Origin of the sequence: Cupriavidus consociatus, assembly GCF_017814975.1 — a bacterium.
Classification (GTDB): domain Bacteria; phylum Pseudomonadota; class Gammaproteobacteria; order Burkholderiales; family Burkholderiaceae; genus Cupriavidus; species Cupriavidus consociatus.
In genome coordinates this window covers 224,023-238,680 of sequence record NZ_JAGIQA010000004.1, presented here as the reverse complement: position 1 = coordinate 238,680, position 14,658 = coordinate 224,023, and the positions used below count along the sequence as shown (strand labels likewise).

13 protein-coding genes are annotated in these 14,658 nt (G+C 70.4%); 5 read left to right on the top strand and 8 right to left on the bottom strand.

The window, feature by feature from the left end; genetic code table 11:
• Nucleotides 1-48: 48 nt before the first annotated feature.
• The gene (locus J8I82_RS07780) at nt 49-972 is read left to right on the top strand and encodes a LysR substrate-binding domain-containing protein (protein ID WP_209755992.1); all 924 of its coding nucleotides are present in this window, start codon (nt 49-51) and stop codon (nt 970-972) included.
• 13 nt (nt 973-985) lie between these two features.
• Here the strand turns inward: J8I82_RS07780 and xth are convergent, their stop codons facing one another.
• The 6 genes from xth to J8I82_RS07750 form a co-directional block, all read right to left on the bottom strand.
• Complete coding sequence (xth, locus tag J8I82_RS07775) at nt 986-1,795, bottom strand: exodeoxyribonuclease III (RefSeq protein WP_209755989.1); 810 nt, start codon at nt 1,793-1,795, stop codon at nt 986-988.
• 98 nt (nt 1,796-1,893) lie between these two features.
• A complete protein-coding gene (locus J8I82_RS07770; protein ID WP_209755987.1) occupies nt 1,894-3,024 on the bottom strand; it encodes a BON domain-containing protein in 1,131 nt (376 codons plus the stop codon).
• Between the two features lie 227 nt (nt 3,025-3,251).
• Nucleotides 3,252-4,643 (bottom strand): COG3014 family protein, encoded by a 1,392-nt coding sequence (locus tag J8I82_RS07765; protein ID WP_209755985.1) that lies wholly within the window; start codon nt 4,641-4,643, stop codon nt 3,252-3,254.
• Between the two features lie 8 nt (nt 4,644-4,651).
• Nucleotides 4,652-5,446 carry a hypothetical protein gene (locus tag J8I82_RS07760; protein ID WP_209755983.1) on the bottom strand — a complete coding sequence of 265 codons (795 nt, stop codon included), beginning with the start codon at nt 5,444-5,446 and terminating at the stop codon, nt 4,652-4,654.
• A gap of 48 nt (nt 5,447-5,494) precedes the next feature.
• The gene (locus J8I82_RS07755; protein WP_209755981.1) at nt 5,495-6,007 is read right to left on the bottom strand and encodes a hypothetical protein; all 513 of its coding nucleotides are present in this window, start codon (nt 6,005-6,007) and stop codon (nt 5,495-5,497) included.
• The gene (locus J8I82_RS07750) at nt 5,988-6,746 is read right to left on the bottom strand and encodes a penicillin-binding protein activator LpoB (protein WP_284183039.1); all 759 of its coding nucleotides are present in this window, start codon (nt 6,744-6,746) and stop codon (nt 5,988-5,990) included. Before J8I82_RS07750 ends, J8I82_RS07755 begins: the two co-directional genes overlap by 20 nt.
• 286 nt (nt 6,747-7,032) lie before the next feature.
• On the opposite strand from J8I82_RS07750, the gene J8I82_RS07745 reads away from it, so the two are divergent.
• Both J8I82_RS07745 and J8I82_RS07740 read left to right on the top strand, forming a co-directional pair.
• Complete coding sequence (locus tag J8I82_RS07745; protein ID WP_209755979.1) at nt 7,033-7,716, top strand: response regulator; 684 nt, start codon at nt 7,033-7,035, stop codon at nt 7,714-7,716.
• A gap of 11 nt (nt 7,717-7,727) precedes the next feature.
• A complete protein-coding gene (locus tag J8I82_RS07740) occupies nt 7,728-9,641 on the top strand; it encodes a sensor histidine kinase (RefSeq protein ID WP_245179521.1) in 1,914 nt (637 codons plus the stop codon).
• A 68-nt stretch (nt 9,642-9,709) separates the two neighbouring features.
• Here the strand turns inward: J8I82_RS07740 and J8I82_RS07735 are convergent, their stop codons facing one another.
• A complete protein-coding gene (locus J8I82_RS07735; protein WP_209755977.1) occupies nt 9,710-11,041 on the bottom strand; it encodes an MFS transporter in 1,332 nt (443 codons plus the stop codon).
• A 151-nt stretch (nt 11,042-11,192) separates the two neighbouring features.
• Here J8I82_RS07735 and J8I82_RS07730 point away from each other — a divergent pair, with 151 nt between their 5' ends.
• Both J8I82_RS07730 and J8I82_RS07725 read left to right on the top strand, forming a co-directional pair.
• Complete coding sequence (locus tag J8I82_RS07730; protein WP_209755975.1) at nt 11,193-12,233, top strand: LysR family transcriptional regulator; 1,041 nt, start codon at nt 11,193-11,195, stop codon at nt 12,231-12,233.
• Nucleotides 12,234-12,468: 235 nt separating this feature from the next.
• The gene (locus J8I82_RS07725; RefSeq protein ID WP_209755973.1) at nt 12,469-14,421 is read left to right on the top strand and encodes a methyl-accepting chemotaxis protein; all 1,953 of its coding nucleotides are present in this window, start codon (nt 12,469-12,471) and stop codon (nt 14,419-14,421) included.
• Nucleotides 14,422-14,436: 15 nt separating this feature from the next.
• On the opposite strand, the gene J8I82_RS07720 is transcribed toward J8I82_RS07725, so the two are convergent.
• Nucleotides 14,437-14,646: a DUF2905 domain-containing protein gene (locus J8I82_RS07720; RefSeq protein WP_116341694.1), complete on the bottom strand. Its 210-nt coding sequence runs from the start codon at nt 14,644-14,646 to the stop codon at nt 14,437-14,439.
• Nucleotides 14,647-14,658 lie beyond the last annotated feature (12 nt).

Here is a 14,658-nt window from a genome sequence, read left to right as displayed (position 1 = left end):
AAACGCAAAGCAGCGGAGCGCTGCACCGCCGCAATCCAGGAGCCGCCCATGCTGTCGCACCGCCTGCAAGACACCTCGTTGCGCTACTTCCTGGAGGTGGTGCGCAGCGGCTCGCTGACCGAGGCGGCGCAGCGCCTGAGCGTGACTGTGTCGGCGGTCAGCCGGCAGGTCGCGGCACTGGAGGCGCTGCTGGGCGTGCCGCTGTTCGACCGGCGCCCGCGCGGCATGGTCGTCAGCGCGGCCGGCGAACTGCTCGCCGCCTATGCGCTGCGCGGCGCCCTGGAAGCGGACCGCGTGGTGGCGGAGATCGCCGCGCTGCAGGGGCTGCGCCGTGGCCGCGTGCGCGTTGCGAGCTCCGCCGGGTTTGCCATCGAGTTCCTGCCGCGCATCATCGCAGAGTTTCGCCAGCGCTATCCGGGGCTGCAATTCCATGTGCGCGTGGCGGCGCCGGCGGAGGTGACCGGCATCGTGCTGCATGGCGACGCGGACATCGGCATTACCTACAGCCGCGCGGCCGAGCAAGGCATCCGCATCGAGCATCGCCAGCCCGCGCCGGTCATCGCCATCATGCCGCCCGACCACCCGCTTGCGCGCTTTCGCAGCATCACGCTGGCGCAGATGCAGCCGTACCCGCTGGCGCTGCCGGAAGGCGACAACACCGTGCGCCAGCTGTTCGACATTGCCTGCGGCGAGCGCGGCATCGTGTTCGAGCCGGTGTTGGTGACCAACCACTTCGAGACGCTGACCAGCTTCGTGCTGCACGGCGGCGGGCTGTCGATCTCGGGCACGGTGACCGTAGGCGAACGCCTGCGGCGCGGCGAACTGCATGCCGCGGCCATCCGCGAGCGCGGCATGCGCAGCCGTGCGGTCGAATTGCAGACGCTGGCTGGCCGCACGTTGCCCGAGGGCGTGCGCGCCTTCCTGGGCTTCGCCCGGGAGCGCCTTGCGGCCGAGATGGGCGCGGCGGCCTGAATCCTGCGCTGGCCTATGCCGGGCGCTTGCGCCGGGCGGCGGGCCGGTTCAGCACCACCCACGCCGGTGCATGATCGCTGGGATGATCCTCGCCTCGGACCCAGGTGTCGACGCCCGCATCGCGCAGCCGCGGAGCCAGGTCCGCGCTCAGCAACAGGTGGTCGATGCGCAGCCCGGAATTGGTCTGCCAGTGCTGGCGGAAATAATCCCAGAAGGTGTAGATGCGTTCCTCGCCATAGTGCGTGCGCAATGCATCGGTCCAGCCTTGCGCCAGCAGGCGTGCGTAGGCCTCGCGGCTTTCCGGCTGCAGCAGCGCGTCCTTGCGCCACGAGCGCGGGTTGTAGATGTCTTCGTCGGTGGGGACCACGTTGTAGTCGCCCGCCAGCACCACCGGATGGCCGCTGTCGAACAGCGTCTGCGCATGGTCGATCAGCCGCGCGAACCAGGCCAGCTTGTAGTCGAACCTGGGGCCGGGCTGCGGATTGCCGTTGGGCAGGTACAGGCAGCCGACCAGGATCCCGTGCACGGCTGCCTCCAGGTAGCGGCTGTGGCTGTCGTCGGGATCGCCGGGCAGGCCGCGGCGCACTTCCACCGGCTCGGCGCCGCGCGCCAGGATGGCAACGCCGTTCCAGGACTTCTGGCCGTGCCAGATGGCGCCGTAGCCGGCCTCGCGCAGTTCGCGCGCGGGAAAGCTCTCGTCGGCGGTCTTCAGTTCCTGCAGGCACGCCACGTCGGGCGCCTCGCGCTCCAGCCAGTGGCGCAGCGCGCCGATCCGGCTGCGGATGCCGTTGATATTGAACGTGGCGATCTTGATGGCGGGCATGGGCACCTTGCGCGTTGGAACGAGGCCGGCCGGCACAAGTGCCGGCCGGGGCATCTGCGGCGCGCGCCGGCACTACGCCGGCGCGCTGCTGCGGCACATCACGCGCGCCACGTGCTGCCGGTCGCCTCGGACGTGGCCGTGCTGCCGGCGCTGGTGCCGTGGCCCTCGCGCCGCACCCGGATGTCGTTGTTGACTTCCTTCACGCCGTAGGTGCCGTCGGCCAGGTCCTCGATGTAGTACTTCTGGCCGCGTTCGCGCACAGAACCCGTCAGCGACACCACGCCTTCCTTGACGTCGACGCTGACATCGCTGACGTCCACGCCGCGCGCGTAGCTGAGCCGCTCGCAGATCTGGTCGCGGATGCGGTCGTCGCTGCGCTGGTAGCCGCGCGGGCCAGCCTTGCGCTCGTGCTCGCGCTGGTCGGTGCCGAACAGGTCGCCGACCGCCTCGCCGATGCGGCGGCCAAGGTTGTAGAGCACGCCGTGGTCTTCGCGGTCGTCGTCGCGATAGCCTTCCCGGTCATCGGTTTCCCAGCCACGCTGGCGCGCCGCCTCGCGGCTGTAGCGCTGGCCAAAGCGCCGTTCGTCTTCGCGCTCGTCGCGGTCCTCGGTCCAGTAGCGGGTGTCGCTGCGCAGGTCGCGGAAGTAGCGGTCGCGGTTGCGGTCGCGAGCCGACTCATACGGGTCGCGGGCGCGGTCAGCGCTTTCCCGCCACTGGCGCTCGGCGTATTCGTCATCGCGCTTCCAGGCTTGCGGGTCGCGCCATTCGCCGGCGCGTTCCCAGCCATAGCCACCGTTCAGGCCGTAGCGCAGGCTGCTGCCGGCACGGCGGCGATAGCGATCTTCGTTCTCGTCGCGCTCATACCGGCGCCCTTCATAGCCTTGGTATTCCTGAGACCCCTGGTAGCCCTGCTGGCTTTGATAGTCCTGGCCACCGCGCCGGGCGCGCTGCTGGAGCTGGCCGCGGTACTCGCTGCCGTAACTGCCGCGGTAGTCGCCGCGGCTGCTGCCGTACTCACCTTGCGTCGGCCGCTCCGGATACCGGCCGGCGCCGTACTCTCCACTATAGCCGCTGCCCTGGCGCGCAGGACCGCCGTAGCTGGTCTGGCCCGGCGTCAGTTGCTGGCGACGGCGCTGCGCCTCCTGCCAGCGATCGCGTTCGGATTCCGGTTGCCAGTCGTCGTCGTCCCACGCCTGGCGGCGTTGGCGTTCGTCGTAGTAGTAGCTCATGCTGGTTTCCTGATATGTGAATGGCGCCATACGCGGACGGGCGCAACAATGTCCGCATTCCGCTGGCGGGTTATCAGGAGCGGCAAGATTCATACCGTGCGGCAGGCCCGCGCCTGCGGCGCAGTTGGCGCCGCAGGCCATGCAAGCCTTGCAGACCTTGTAAGGGATGCAGGCGCGAAACGGGAAAAAATGCCGCGATGTGCACAACGGCGTGGACTGGTGGGGGACTAGCGGACGAAAGGCAGCGTCAGCAACTCATTTCGCAGCGCGGCGTTGGCGCGCTCGCGGCCCGACTCCACAGGTTCGGCTGGCCAGGGCGACGGATTCGCCACGCCGCCATGTTCGGCATCGAAGGCGGGATACTCGCGGCTCCAGGCGAGGGAGCATTCGCCGTGGCGCGCCTTGAGCAGCGCCGGCCGCGCCTTGCTGCCAGTGGAGAATTCCGCGCCGGGGTCGACCAGCGGCGCGGCCAGCCCCTGAACATAGATGGTCTTGGGCAGCGAAGCCCAGTAGCGCGTGTCGGCCTCGGCATTGGCCGCACGCGACAATGCGCCCGCGGCCACGCCGAGCAGCGAGCCGGCCGCGCCCGCGGCGCCAAGTCCCTGCGCCAGCGAGGCATTGGCGCCGTTGGCGCTGCCGGCCGCGGACATGGCCGCGTTCATCAGGCCTGCCGACAACGCGCCGGCTGCGTCGGCGACGGTGGCGGCGTTTTCCTTGAACACGGCCTTGCCGTCCAGGATGCCCTGTATCGGCCGCCCGCCGCGCGTCATGGCGACCTGGTCAAGATCCGCCGCCGTGCCGGCAGCCAGCGCCCCCGCATTGCCGGCCGCCGCGTAGGCAATGCGCGGCGCTCCGCCAGCGCTGCCCTGCGGCAGGAAGCCGAGGATGCTTTTAGTATCGCCGAGCGTTACCTTTTCCGGCCCGATGCCTTGCTCGAACACGCTCAGGTGTCGGGGCAGCGCCGTGCGCGCCTGTGCAAGGAAAGGCGATGTGCCCCTGGCTGCGCGGCCCGCCAGTTCCGCGGCGCGGGCGCCGTCACCATCGCACTGCGACGCCCACGCGGCCAGCCATACCATCAGCGAGAAGCCACCCTGGCCGCCGTCGTAGCGCTCGTACTGGCCGAAGGCGTTCTGGATATCGGCCTGCAGGAAGGCCGCGCGCGCGTTCTGGTAATCGCCCGCGGCAGCATAGAGCAGGCCGCGGTAGTAGAAGGTCATGGCGCGCTCGTACGGCTCGCCCTTGAAGTCCTTCACGCTTTCCGCCGACCACAGCGACCTGGCCTGCTGCGCATGGGGATCGTCGGCGTAGATGCGCAGGATGCGCGCGGCGGCCATGTCGAAGGCGCGCTCGGCCACGCGCGGCTGGCCGGCTTCGAGCGCGGCGAGGCCGAGCAGGTCCAGGTTCAGCACCGCATTCCATTCGCCCTCCATGTAGAGCGTATGCAGGATGCGCTGCAGCCCGGCGGGTTTGTCGGCGACGTAGCGGTCGGCTTCGGCGGCAAGCCGCTGCTCGTCGCCGCCGAACCATGCCGCCGCGGCCGGCACCGGTGCGGCGAGCGCAAGCGCGAGCACGGCGGCGCCGGCGCGGCGCAGCGCGTGCAATATCGGGCGGGGTCGCATGGCCGTGCTTAGTGGTGGCCAGGCTGGACCAGCGGCGCCGCGTTCTCGCGCAGGTCGGCGAGTTCCTGCTCGCTGGGCAGCTGGTAGCGTACGTTCATGGTGAAGCCGATGGCCTGGCCCGGCTCGAGCACCACCCGCTGGAAGGTGTACTTCTGCACCTGGTCCAGGCGCTCATGCCGCATCGGCACCTGCTCGTCGGAGCGCGAATAGTTGTCCATCGCCAGCGTTACCAGCGACAGGAAAGGCAGTCCGCTGAGCACGCCCTTGACCATGGTCTGGTCGGTGTACTTGTTGGCGGGGCCCAGTCTGACCAGCTCGAGTTCAGCCGGGAGCAGGTCGTAGACCGTCAGGTCGCCGCGGAAGGCCTTCTCGCCGCGGTTGAAGGCCAGGAAATGGATGGTGCGGTTGAATTCGTTCGGATCCTTGCTGTGCAGGTCGAGCAGGATCTCGCGCCGGACAAAGTCGCCGCGATGCAGTTCGCCCTTGAGGAACTCGATCCTGGGCGCGTCCTTGCGGTTGACCGTCAGTTGCCGCTTGATCTCGGCGTGGGTCACGGTGCTGTCTTCATACAGCGTATAGACCAGCGGCGACGAGGCCACCACGATCTTGCTGTTGCCGGGCGACACCGCCACGGTATCGCCCACGTTGAGGCTGGACAGGTCAGCCTTGCCGGCCATGTCGGCGCGCACCAGCGGTGCGCTGTCGCCGCCGGTGCGGGTTGACTTGAGCGCCATCTGCGGGGCGGCGCAGCCGGCAAGCAGCGCCGCCAGGCAGGCGGCAGCGGTCAGTTGGAGTCGGGGCATGAAAAGCATGGATGCACTCAGGGTCGGGATCCTGCGGTGGGATGGAATTCAGGGGCGCGCGGGGCCGGGCAGCACCGGATAGCGCTCGCCGGGGCGATATGGCTGCTGCGCGCGCTGCGCGTCGAGGATCTCGAGCGCGGCGGCCACTGACGCGGCAGCGACGGCGTTCTCGCCGTAGTCGGCCTGCGTGCGGGGCGCCAGCACCAGCGTGCGCCAGGCACTGGGCGGCTCGGCCGGCCCCGGCTGTGCCGCGCTGCGGAAGCGTGTGCGCACCAGCAGCACCACGTCGGTGTCGGTGCAGTTGTAGAAGGCGGCGTGCACCGCGCCCAGCCCGCTGCCGGTGCGGAAGGTGCCGATCTGCTGCACACCGACCATGTCCGCCAGTTCGGGCGACAGGAACGACACCGGCAAGGCCGGGCGGTCCTGCTGCTGCCGCCATGGCGTGCAGCCGGTGTAGGCGGGCGGCGTGGCGGCGCAGCCGGCCAGCGCCAGCACGGCCGCGGCCAGCGCGGCAGCGGCGCGGTGGCGCCGCCGCGCCGCTTCAGCGATAGACGACGTCATCGGCGGCCGCGCGCTGGAATTCATAGATGCCGCTCCAGACCACTTCGCCGGTCTCGACTTCCACCAGCTCGAACGAGATCTGCATGTAGCGCTGCACCATGCCGGTGGCGGCGCTGCGGCTGTCCAGCGAGCCGATGCGCCCCGTCAGCCGGTAGTCCGCCCCGAGCCGCGCGCGTGCCAGGCCCAGCGTGCCGGCATCGGTTGCGCCGCTGCGCTTGAGCTGGCGTTCGCGCTCCACCATGCCGGCCTGCGCACTGATGAACTGGATGCGCGCCTGGGCGGCGCGGTTGAGGTTGATGCGCAGCCGGTCGACGATCAGTTGCCGGTCCATGGGCTGTGCGCTGTCGTTGACGAAGTAAGCGCTGTCCAGCGCAATGCGCGGGCGCTTGCCGTCCGGGCCCGGGGCAAAGCGCGGCTGGGCCAGGATGTCGCGCATCATCAGGTCGGACATCGAGACGATGTCGTGGCCTTCCAGGCCGACGCCTGAGACCGCACCCTTGCGGCCCACGTCCAGGTCGGTGGCAGCCACCCCGGCGGCGTTAGGCGCCGCGGCAAGACAGCCGGCGAGCAGCGCCGGCAGCATCAGTGCCATCCCGCAAGCGGCCATCCCGGCAAGCGGCCGCGTCGCGGCGGCTGCCGGGATGGTGCCCGCGGGTCCCCCCCTGCCTTCCCTGCCGCCTTTGGCGCATGCCTTGGCGGCTCCCCGTGTTGCCGGTGTACCGGCGTTTTGCTTGTCCACGGTTCTTTCCCCGTATTTCCCGATGTCTGCCGCGTGCGTCGTTGGCTGCCCTGCGGCTCTTTTACGGCGATGATAGGAGCGCGTGTTCGGCCGCGCCTCCCTAAAACATGGGATGGGCAAGCGCCGGCGGCTGTGCCATGGATAGGGCTGGTGCAGGCCCGCCGCGGCGGCGCTTGTGTTTACCCTGAAAACCAGACCGTGCCACGCCCGCGACCCCGGGGGATATGTCAGAATCCGCCGGCAACCGTCGCGCCGACGCAACGGCCAGTCCTTCAATCAAACTGGCATGACAAGTACAACCAGAGTCCTGATCGTCGAGGATGACCCGGCGGCCCAGAGCCGCCTGGTCCAGGCCGTCGAGATGCATGCGCCCGCCAGCACCGTGGCCGGATGCGCCGGCAGCGTCGCCGATGCGCTTGCCTGGCTGGCGCTGCACCAGCCCGACGTGCTGCTGTGCGACCTGGGCCTGCCGGACGGCAGCGGCATCGCGGTGATACGCCAGGCGCGCGAACGCTATCCCGCGTGCGAATGCATGGTGGTTACGGTCTTCGGCGACGACCAGCACGTGCTGGCCAGCATCGAGGCCGGCGCCATCGGCTACCTGCTCAAGGACGAGACCACCGACCGCATCGCTGCCTCGATCGGCGAACTGCGCGCCGGCGGCTCGCCGATGAGCCCGCTGATTGCGCGCCAGGTGGTCAACCGCCTGCGCGGCGAGCCAGCCGAGCCCGCCGACGGCGCCGGGCGAGACCACGCCGCTCAGCGCAGCGTGACGCTGTCGGCGCGGGAGAGCGAGATACTCGACCTGATCTCGCGCGGCTACACCTATGCGGAGACCGCGCGCTACGTCGGCCTGAGCGTGCATACCGTGCAATCGCACATCAAGAACATCTACGGCAAGCTGGCGGTGCGCTCGCGCGGCGAAGCCGTGTTCGAGGCGGCCAAGCTAGGCCTGCTCAAGTCCCTGTAGCTTCCCACGCCATGCCGCCGACCTGGCTGCGACTCACCCGGACCGTGCTTGCCGTGCTCGCGGTACTGCTGCCGCTGTCGTGGCTGGCGGCGCCGGCCCGTGGTGCCGCGCCGGACGCGAGCGAAGGGCTGGCGGAACTGGCACAGGCCGTGCGCAGCGCCACGCTGAGCGACGGCAGCGTGCTGCCGGCGCAGCCCCTGACGCTGCCGGACTATTGGGACCGTGCGCTGCCGGGCAAGTCCGGCATGGCAGTCTACGACCTGCGCTTCGACCGCGCCTGGCCGGCGGCGGCAGCGGCAGGCTTGTTCGTGCCGTGGGCAGGCGGCAGCTACGAGGTGCGCCTGAACGGCATCCTGGTGGCGGCTGGCGGCAGCCTGAGCGCGCCGTCATCCGCGCTGGCCAAGCGCCCGTACTATGTGCCTTTGCCGCCGGAGCTGGTGCGTGAGCACGGCAATACGCTGCGCATCACGGTGGCGGCGCGCGCGTTTTCGCGAGCCGGCCTGCTTCCGGTCACGGTGGGGCCGGCCAAGGCGGTGCGCGCGCGCTACCAGGACGCATTCATGGTGCGTGTGGCCGGGCCCTTCATCGTTGCCGTGCTCAGCGCCGTGCTCGGCGCCATCGCGCTGCTGATCTGGTGGCGCCAGCGCGATCCGCTCTTCGGCCTGTACGGACTGGCCGAGATCGCCTGGAGCGTGCGGCTGCTCGACTATTTTGTCGACGACCTCGCGCTGCCGCCGGAACTGCGCGGCTATATCGTTGCCGCCGCGCGCGAGGTCTTCCTCGGCGCTATCGGCAAGTTCTGCCTGCTGGTGATCCGCGTGCCCTGGCGCTGGCTGCACCGCATGCTTAACGCCTACCTGTGGCTGGCGCTGCCGGTGCTGGCGCCGCTGGCGGCGCTGTCGAGCCATCCGCTGGTGTTTCCGCTGAGCTGGCTGGCCAAGGTCGGCATCATCCTGACGGTGGCGGTCGCGCTGGTATGGGCCGCGCTGCGGCATCCGAGCCGCGAGGCCAGGCTGCTGGCCGCCACCGTGGGCGTGTCGGCGGTGCTGTTCCTGGGCGACTGGCTGCGCGTATGGCTGACCGGCGACTACTACTGGGTGCGCTCGATGACCCGCTATGTCTCGGTGCCGTTCAGCGTGGTCATGGCGTGGATGCTGGTGGAGCGCTACACCAGCGCGGTACGCAGCCTGCAGCGCTCCAACCAGGTGCTGAGCGAGCGTGTGGCGCAGCGCGAGGCCGAGTTGCGCGCGGTCTTCGCTCGCGCGCAGAAGGTCGCCGCCGAGCAGACCGCGCTGCGCGAGCGCAGCCGTATCCTGCGCGACATGCACGACGGCCTCGGCAGCCAGCTGGTCACCACGCTGTCGATGCTGGAGTCAGGCCAGCCCAGCCGCGCGGAGATCGCCGGGCAGGTGCGGCATGCGCTGGACTCGCTGAAGCTCTCCATCGATGCCATGCAGGACACCGGAGGCGACCTCGCGGCGGTGCTGGGCAACCTGCGCTACCGGCTGGGGCCGCGTATCGAAGAGGCCGGCATCGCCATCCACTGGCAGGTCGAGCGGCTGCCGGTGCTGCCCCACTTCACCGCGCGCAAGGTGCAGGAACTGCAGTACCTGCTGCTCGAGGGCATTACCAACGTGCTGCAGCACGCCGGCGCCGGCGCGATCACGCTGGCGGCGCATGCCGACCCGGTGGCGCAGGTGATCCGGATCACGCTGGCCGATGACGGGCGCGGCTTCGACACCGGCGCCACGCGCGGCGGGCGCGGGCTGCGCAATATGCAGGTGCGTGCGGCAGCGATCGGCGGGCGGCTGCAACTGCAATCGGTGCCGGGCCAGACCACGCTGACGATCGAGTTGCCGCTGGCGCCGCCGGCGGGAGAAAAGGAAGACGGCGAGGAAGGGGAGGGGCTGGCACCCCCGGCATGATCGGGCCGTGGCGTCCGTGGCGGCTCATGCCAGGGCGCAGGCCGGGCGATGATCGGAGCGGCCCGCCGTCACCGCCCGCTGGAAGCCTTGCTGACGACTTCCTGGCGGCAGTCTTCGTTGACGAGGTCTTGGCCGGCTTGCTGCTGGCCGCCGTCCTGTCCGGCGCTGCGGCGCTCGCGGTGTTCCGACGGCAGCATCCGCACCGCCAGCGCGGCCAGGGACGTGGCCGTGGCGAGCGCTGCCACGCCCGTCCAGCCGGCATGCGCCAGCGCCAGGCTGCCGAGCGCTGCACCCGCCGCCATGCCGGCGAACATGCAGACGAACAGCACCGCGTTCAGCCGGCTGCGCGCGCCCGGGTCGATGCCATAGACGATGGTCTGGTGCGCGACCAGCGTCACCTGCACGCCCAGGTCGAAGCCGACGGCGGCGGCCACCAGCAGCCCGAGTTGCGCCTGCGGCGACAGCCATGGCGCCAGCAGCATGGCGGCAAAGGACAGCGCGGCGCCGAGCAGGGTCACCGCCTGCGGGCCGCGGCGGTCGGCGATGCGGCCGGCAATCGGGGCGCCCAGCGCGCCTGCCGCACCGGCCAGCCCGAACGCGCCGGCGGCTTCGCTGCCAAGGTGGAACGGGGCGCCATGCAGCATTACCGCCAGCGTCGACCAGAACGCGCTGAAGCCGACCGACAGCAACGCCTGCGCCAGTGCGGCGCGGCGCAGGTCGCCATGCCGGCGCCACAGCGTCAGCAACGAGCCGAGCAGTGCGCGGTAGGGCATCACCGCGGTCGGGGCGAAACGCGGCAGGCTGCGCTGCGCCACCAGCGCCATCGCGGCGATGCTGCCGGCTGCGGCGATCAGCATCGCGCGCCAGCCGAAATGCGCGGCGACAAAGCCGCTGACCACGCGCGATAGCAGGATGCCGAGCAGCAGCCCGGTCATGACCGTGCCCACCACCTTGCCGCGCTGAGAGTCGGGCGCCAGCGTCGCCGCGGCGGGCACGATGTCCTGCGCCATCGTGGCGGACAAGCCGACGGCCAGGCTCGCCGCCAGCAGCATGCCGATGCCGGGCGCCAGCCCGGCCAGCAGCAGGGCGGCCGCCAGTGCCGCCGACTTGGCCAGGATGATGCGGCGGCGGTCGAAGCGGTCGCCGAGCGGTGCCAGCAGCAGAATGCCCAGCGCGTAGCCAAGCTGCGTCAGCGTCGGGATGGCGCCAACGGCCGTGCCGGAGGTGTGCAGGTCCGGCGCCATGATGCCGAGCATGGGCTGGCTGTAGTACAGCGAGGCGACGGCGAGGCCGGCGGCAGTGGCAAGCATCAATACCAGGCGCGCCGGCAGTGGCGCCGGCGACGCGGCCGGCAATGGCGTCGCGGCCGCAGTGGCGGACGAGGTGGAAAGGCAGGACATGGTCGGTATCCCTGAATCTGGTGATTTCGTTGAAAAAGGCAGATCCGCAATCGATGCAATCGGTGCAATGGATGCGATGGATGCAGATCTTGTCCGGCCCTCGCCTTTTCTGGTAGAGGTGTGCGGTGAACAACGGCTATACGAGGCGCGTATGACCAGACCGCGAACCATCGCACGGACCAGGGCACGGGCCGGCAGCCTGGAACCCGCCCCGGCCAGCGCCGGTGCCGACCGCATCGAACTGCTGCAGACCTTCGTGCGCATCGTCGAGGCGGGCAGCCTGTCGCAGGCCGCCGCGCAACTGCGGACCACGCAGCCCACGGTCAGCCGCCGCCTGCAGGCGCTGGAGCGGCAACTGGGCGTGCGCCTGCTGCAGCGCTCCACGCATGCGATGAAGCTGACCGAGGACGGCGAGCGCTGCTACGAACGCGCCAAGGCGCTGGTCGGCGACTGGGCGACGCTCGAGGCCGACCTGCGCGGCGCCGGCTACGCGCCCGAAGGCACGCTGCGCGTGGTGGTGCCGCATGCCTTCGGCCAGGACCTGATGGTGCCGCCGCTGGCGGCCTACATGCGCCAGTACGACCAGGTCGCGGTGGAGTGGCTGCTGCATGACCGCACTCCGGACTTCATCGCCGAGGCCATCGATTGCGCCGTCCATGTCGGCGAAGTGCGCGAGCCTGGACTGGTCGCCGTCAGGCTGGCCGAAGTGCCGCGCCTGGCGGTTGCCGCGCCGGCACTGTTCGCAGGCCGGCGGCTGCCGCGCCAGCCCGAGGAGCTGGAGGCGCTGCCCTGGCTGGCGCTGCACACCTTCTACCGCCAGGCGATGACGCTGTCGCACGCGGCCAGCGGCGACTGCCGCGAACTCCGGTTCCGGCCGCGGCTGAGCACCGACAGCCTGTACGCGTTGCGCGCTGCCGCGCTGCAAGGGCTGGGCGTCGGCGTGGGCTCGGCGTGGATCTTCGCCGCCGACATCGCGCGCGGCGATCTGCTGCATCTGTTGCCCGAGTGGCAGGCCGAGCCGCTGCCGGTCTACCTGGTCTATCCCTACGCCAGCTTCTACCCTGCCAGGCTCAGGTTGTTCATCGATGCGATGCGCGAGGCGGTGCCGGCCATGGCCGGCGTGCAGCCGCCGCGCGCGCGGCGCAAGCAGGCACAGGCCGGGGCCGGCAAATCCAGGGCCGGAAAGCGATAGGCGACGCGCGCGGCGACTGCGCGAAGCGCTCCGGCGGCATCGCCGTCGCTGCGCGTGCAAGCGCGAATTCCTGCCTCCGGCGCGTGCATTTTGCCCTGATGCAGGGCATTTTCTGCACCCCGTTTGCGCATCGTCAAAATGATCGGAATTCGTGCTTCAGGCCTGGAAAACGCAACCGATAGCCGGGGGAAGGCCAATCCCTTGTCAGCCCTTTCCTGCCAGTCCAGCCGAGCCAATGACCGCCTTTTTCCGCCCCGCCGAGCGCCTGATGGCGCGCCTGAACATCAACCAGAAACTGACCCTGATCGCAGTGCTGTTCCTCGTGCCGCTGTGCGGGGCGATGTACGTCGTGCTGCATGGCGCGGCGCAGTCGATCCGCACCACCGACAGCGAACGGCGCGGTCTGGTCATCGTCGGCCACGCGCTCGACTTCATGCGCGAGACGCAGGTCCGGCGCGGTGCGGCGAATACCGTGCTGGCCGGCAACGCCGGCTTCCGGCCGACCTTCGACGCGGCCGACGGCAAGGCCGCGGCCAACCTCGCCGAACTGCTGCGTGCCACCGCCGCCAATCCCGGCTTTGCGCTCGAGCCAGCGGCGCGCAAGCTGGAGCAGGACTGGCAGCACATCCTCGGCCTCGGCCTGAACACCACGGCCGGGCCGCTGTTCGAGCGTCACAGCGCGCTCGTCAGGCAGACGCAGCTGTTCATCGCCGACGTGGCCGACCGCTCGGCGCTCGCGCTCGACGGCGAGGCCGGCGCCTATTACCTGCTCAACCTGTTGGTTGGCCCGATGCCGCGCCTGGCGGAGCACAGCGCGCTGGCGCGCGGGCGCGGCGCCGGCATCATCGCGCAGGGCGGCTATGCCGCGGCCGCGCAGCAGGCCGACCTGGGCGCGCTCGCCGAGCAGATCCAGGAGGGACTGGAAGCCATCCGGCGCGATGTCGCGCGCGTGCGCAGGAATGCGCCGGCACACCAGCCGCAGCTCGATGCGGCCATGCAGCAGCTGACGGCGATGGACAACTTCTACGGCACGCTCAAGGCGCGCATGCTTGGGGCGGGCGGCATCAGCATCGATGCCAAGACCTATTTCGACGAGGCGACCGCGGCGATCAACGGCGTGCTGGCCGCCAACAAGGCGTTCTCCGCAATTGCCGGCGCCATGCTGGCGCAGCGCATCGCCGCGCAGCAGCGCCAGTTCGCGCTGCTGGCGGCGCTGGGCGTGGTCGCGCTGGCCCTTGCCTTCTATTTGTTCGGCGGCTTCAGCCGCGGCATGCGCGGCGACGTGCGCACCGTGGGTGACATGGTCGACCGCATCAATGCCGGCGACCTGAGCCTGCGCATGGCGGTGCACGGCCGCGACGAGTTCAGCGAAGTCAAGCGCCACCTGCTGTCGCTGGTGGACAGCTGGCGCGGGCTGATCGGCGATACCAAGGCCGGCGCGCACAACGTGCTGGCTGCTGCCGGCGAGATCGCGCAGGGCAATATCGACCTGTCGCAGCGCACCGAGGAACAGGCCTCGTCGCTGGAGCAGACCGCGGCCAGCATGGAGCAACTGACCGCCACCGTGCAGCAGAACGCCGGCAGCGCCGGGCAGGCCAGCGAGCTGGCGCGCGAGGCGTCGGACATCGCGCTGGCCGGCGGCGCCGCGGTGGGGCGCATGCAGCAGACCATGCTGGACATCGAGGCCGATTCGCGCCGCATCGTCGACATCATCGCGGTGATCGACGCGATCGCCTTCCAGACCAATATCCTGGCGCTGAACGCCGCGGTGGAAGCGGCGCGCGCGGGCGAGGCCGGGCGCGGCTTCGCCGTGGTGGCGTCCGAGGTGCGCGGGCTGGCGCAGCGCGCCGGCAACTCGGCCCGGGAAATCGGCACGCTGATCTCGCAGTCGGCCCAGCGCGTGGCATCCGGCACGTCGCTGGCGGTGGATGCTGCCGCCAGCATGGACAGCACGGTAGCCGCGATCCGTCGCGTGACGGCGATGATGGACGAGATCAGTCACGCCTCGCGCGAGCAGAGCAGCGGCATCGCGCAGGTCAACCAGGCGGTGGCGCAGATGGATCAGGTCACGCAGCAGAACGCCGCGCTGGTGGAGGAGGCAGCCGCCGCGGCGCAGTCGTTGCAGGCGCAGGCGCAGCAGATGCAGCGCGCGATGGCGGTGTTCCGCACCGAGGCGCAGGCGGCCTGATGACGCTGGCGCGGGTCAGCGCCGCAGTAACCAGATCACGACCGAGACCACCACCGAGACCAGGATGCAGGTCGTGATCGGCAGGTAGAAGCTGAAGCCGTCGCGGACGATATGGATGTCGCCGGGCAGGCGGCCAAGGCGGTCGAACGGCAGCCTGGACAGCCAGGGCCAGGCGGCGCCGGCGGCAAGCAGCACGGCGCCCAGGATGAGGAGCAGGCGTTGCATGGGATGGAGGTC

Coding starts and splice junctions, on each gene's coding strand:
- J8I82_RS07725 (WP_209755973.1), top strand. CDS start 12,469: ATGACCGCCTTTTTCCGCCCCGCCGAGCGCCTGATGGCGCGCCTGAAC.
- J8I82_RS07730 (WP_209755975.1), top strand. CDS start 11,193: ATGACCAGACCGCGAACCATCGCACGGACCAGGGCACGGGCCGGCAGC.
- J8I82_RS07755 (WP_209755981.1), bottom strand. CDS start 6,007: ATGACGTCGTCTATCGCTGAAGCGGCGCGGCGGCGCCACCGCGCCGCT.
- J8I82_RS07720 (WP_116341694.1), bottom strand. CDS start 14,646: ATGCAACGCCTGCTCCTCATCCTGGGCGCCGTGCTGCTTGCCGCCGGC.
- J8I82_RS07780 (WP_209755992.1), top strand. CDS start 49: ATGCTGTCGCACCGCCTGCAAGACACCTCGTTGCGCTACTTCCTGGAG.
- J8I82_RS07770 (WP_209755987.1), bottom strand. CDS start 3,024: ATGAGCTACTACTACGACGAACGCCAACGCCGCCAGGCGTGGGACGAC.
- J8I82_RS07735 (WP_209755977.1), bottom strand. CDS start 11,041: ATGTCCTGCCTTTCCACCTCGTCCGCCACTGCGGCCGCGACGCCATTG.
- J8I82_RS07745 (WP_209755979.1), top strand. CDS start 7,033: ATGACAAGTACAACCAGAGTCCTGATCGTCGAGGATGACCCGGCGGCC.
- J8I82_RS07740 (WP_245179521.1), top strand. CDS start 7,728: ATGCCGCCGACCTGGCTGCGACTCACCCGGACCGTGCTTGCCGTGCTC.
- xth (WP_209755989.1), bottom strand. CDS start 1,795: ATGCCCGCCATCAAGATCGCCACGTTCAATATCAACGGCATCCGCAGC.
- J8I82_RS07760 (WP_209755983.1), bottom strand. CDS start 5,446: ATGCCCCGACTCCAACTGACCGCTGCCGCCTGCCTGGCGGCGCTGCTT.
- J8I82_RS07765 (WP_209755985.1), bottom strand. CDS start 4,643: ATGCGACCCCGCCCGATATTGCACGCGCTGCGCCGCGCCGGCGCCGCC.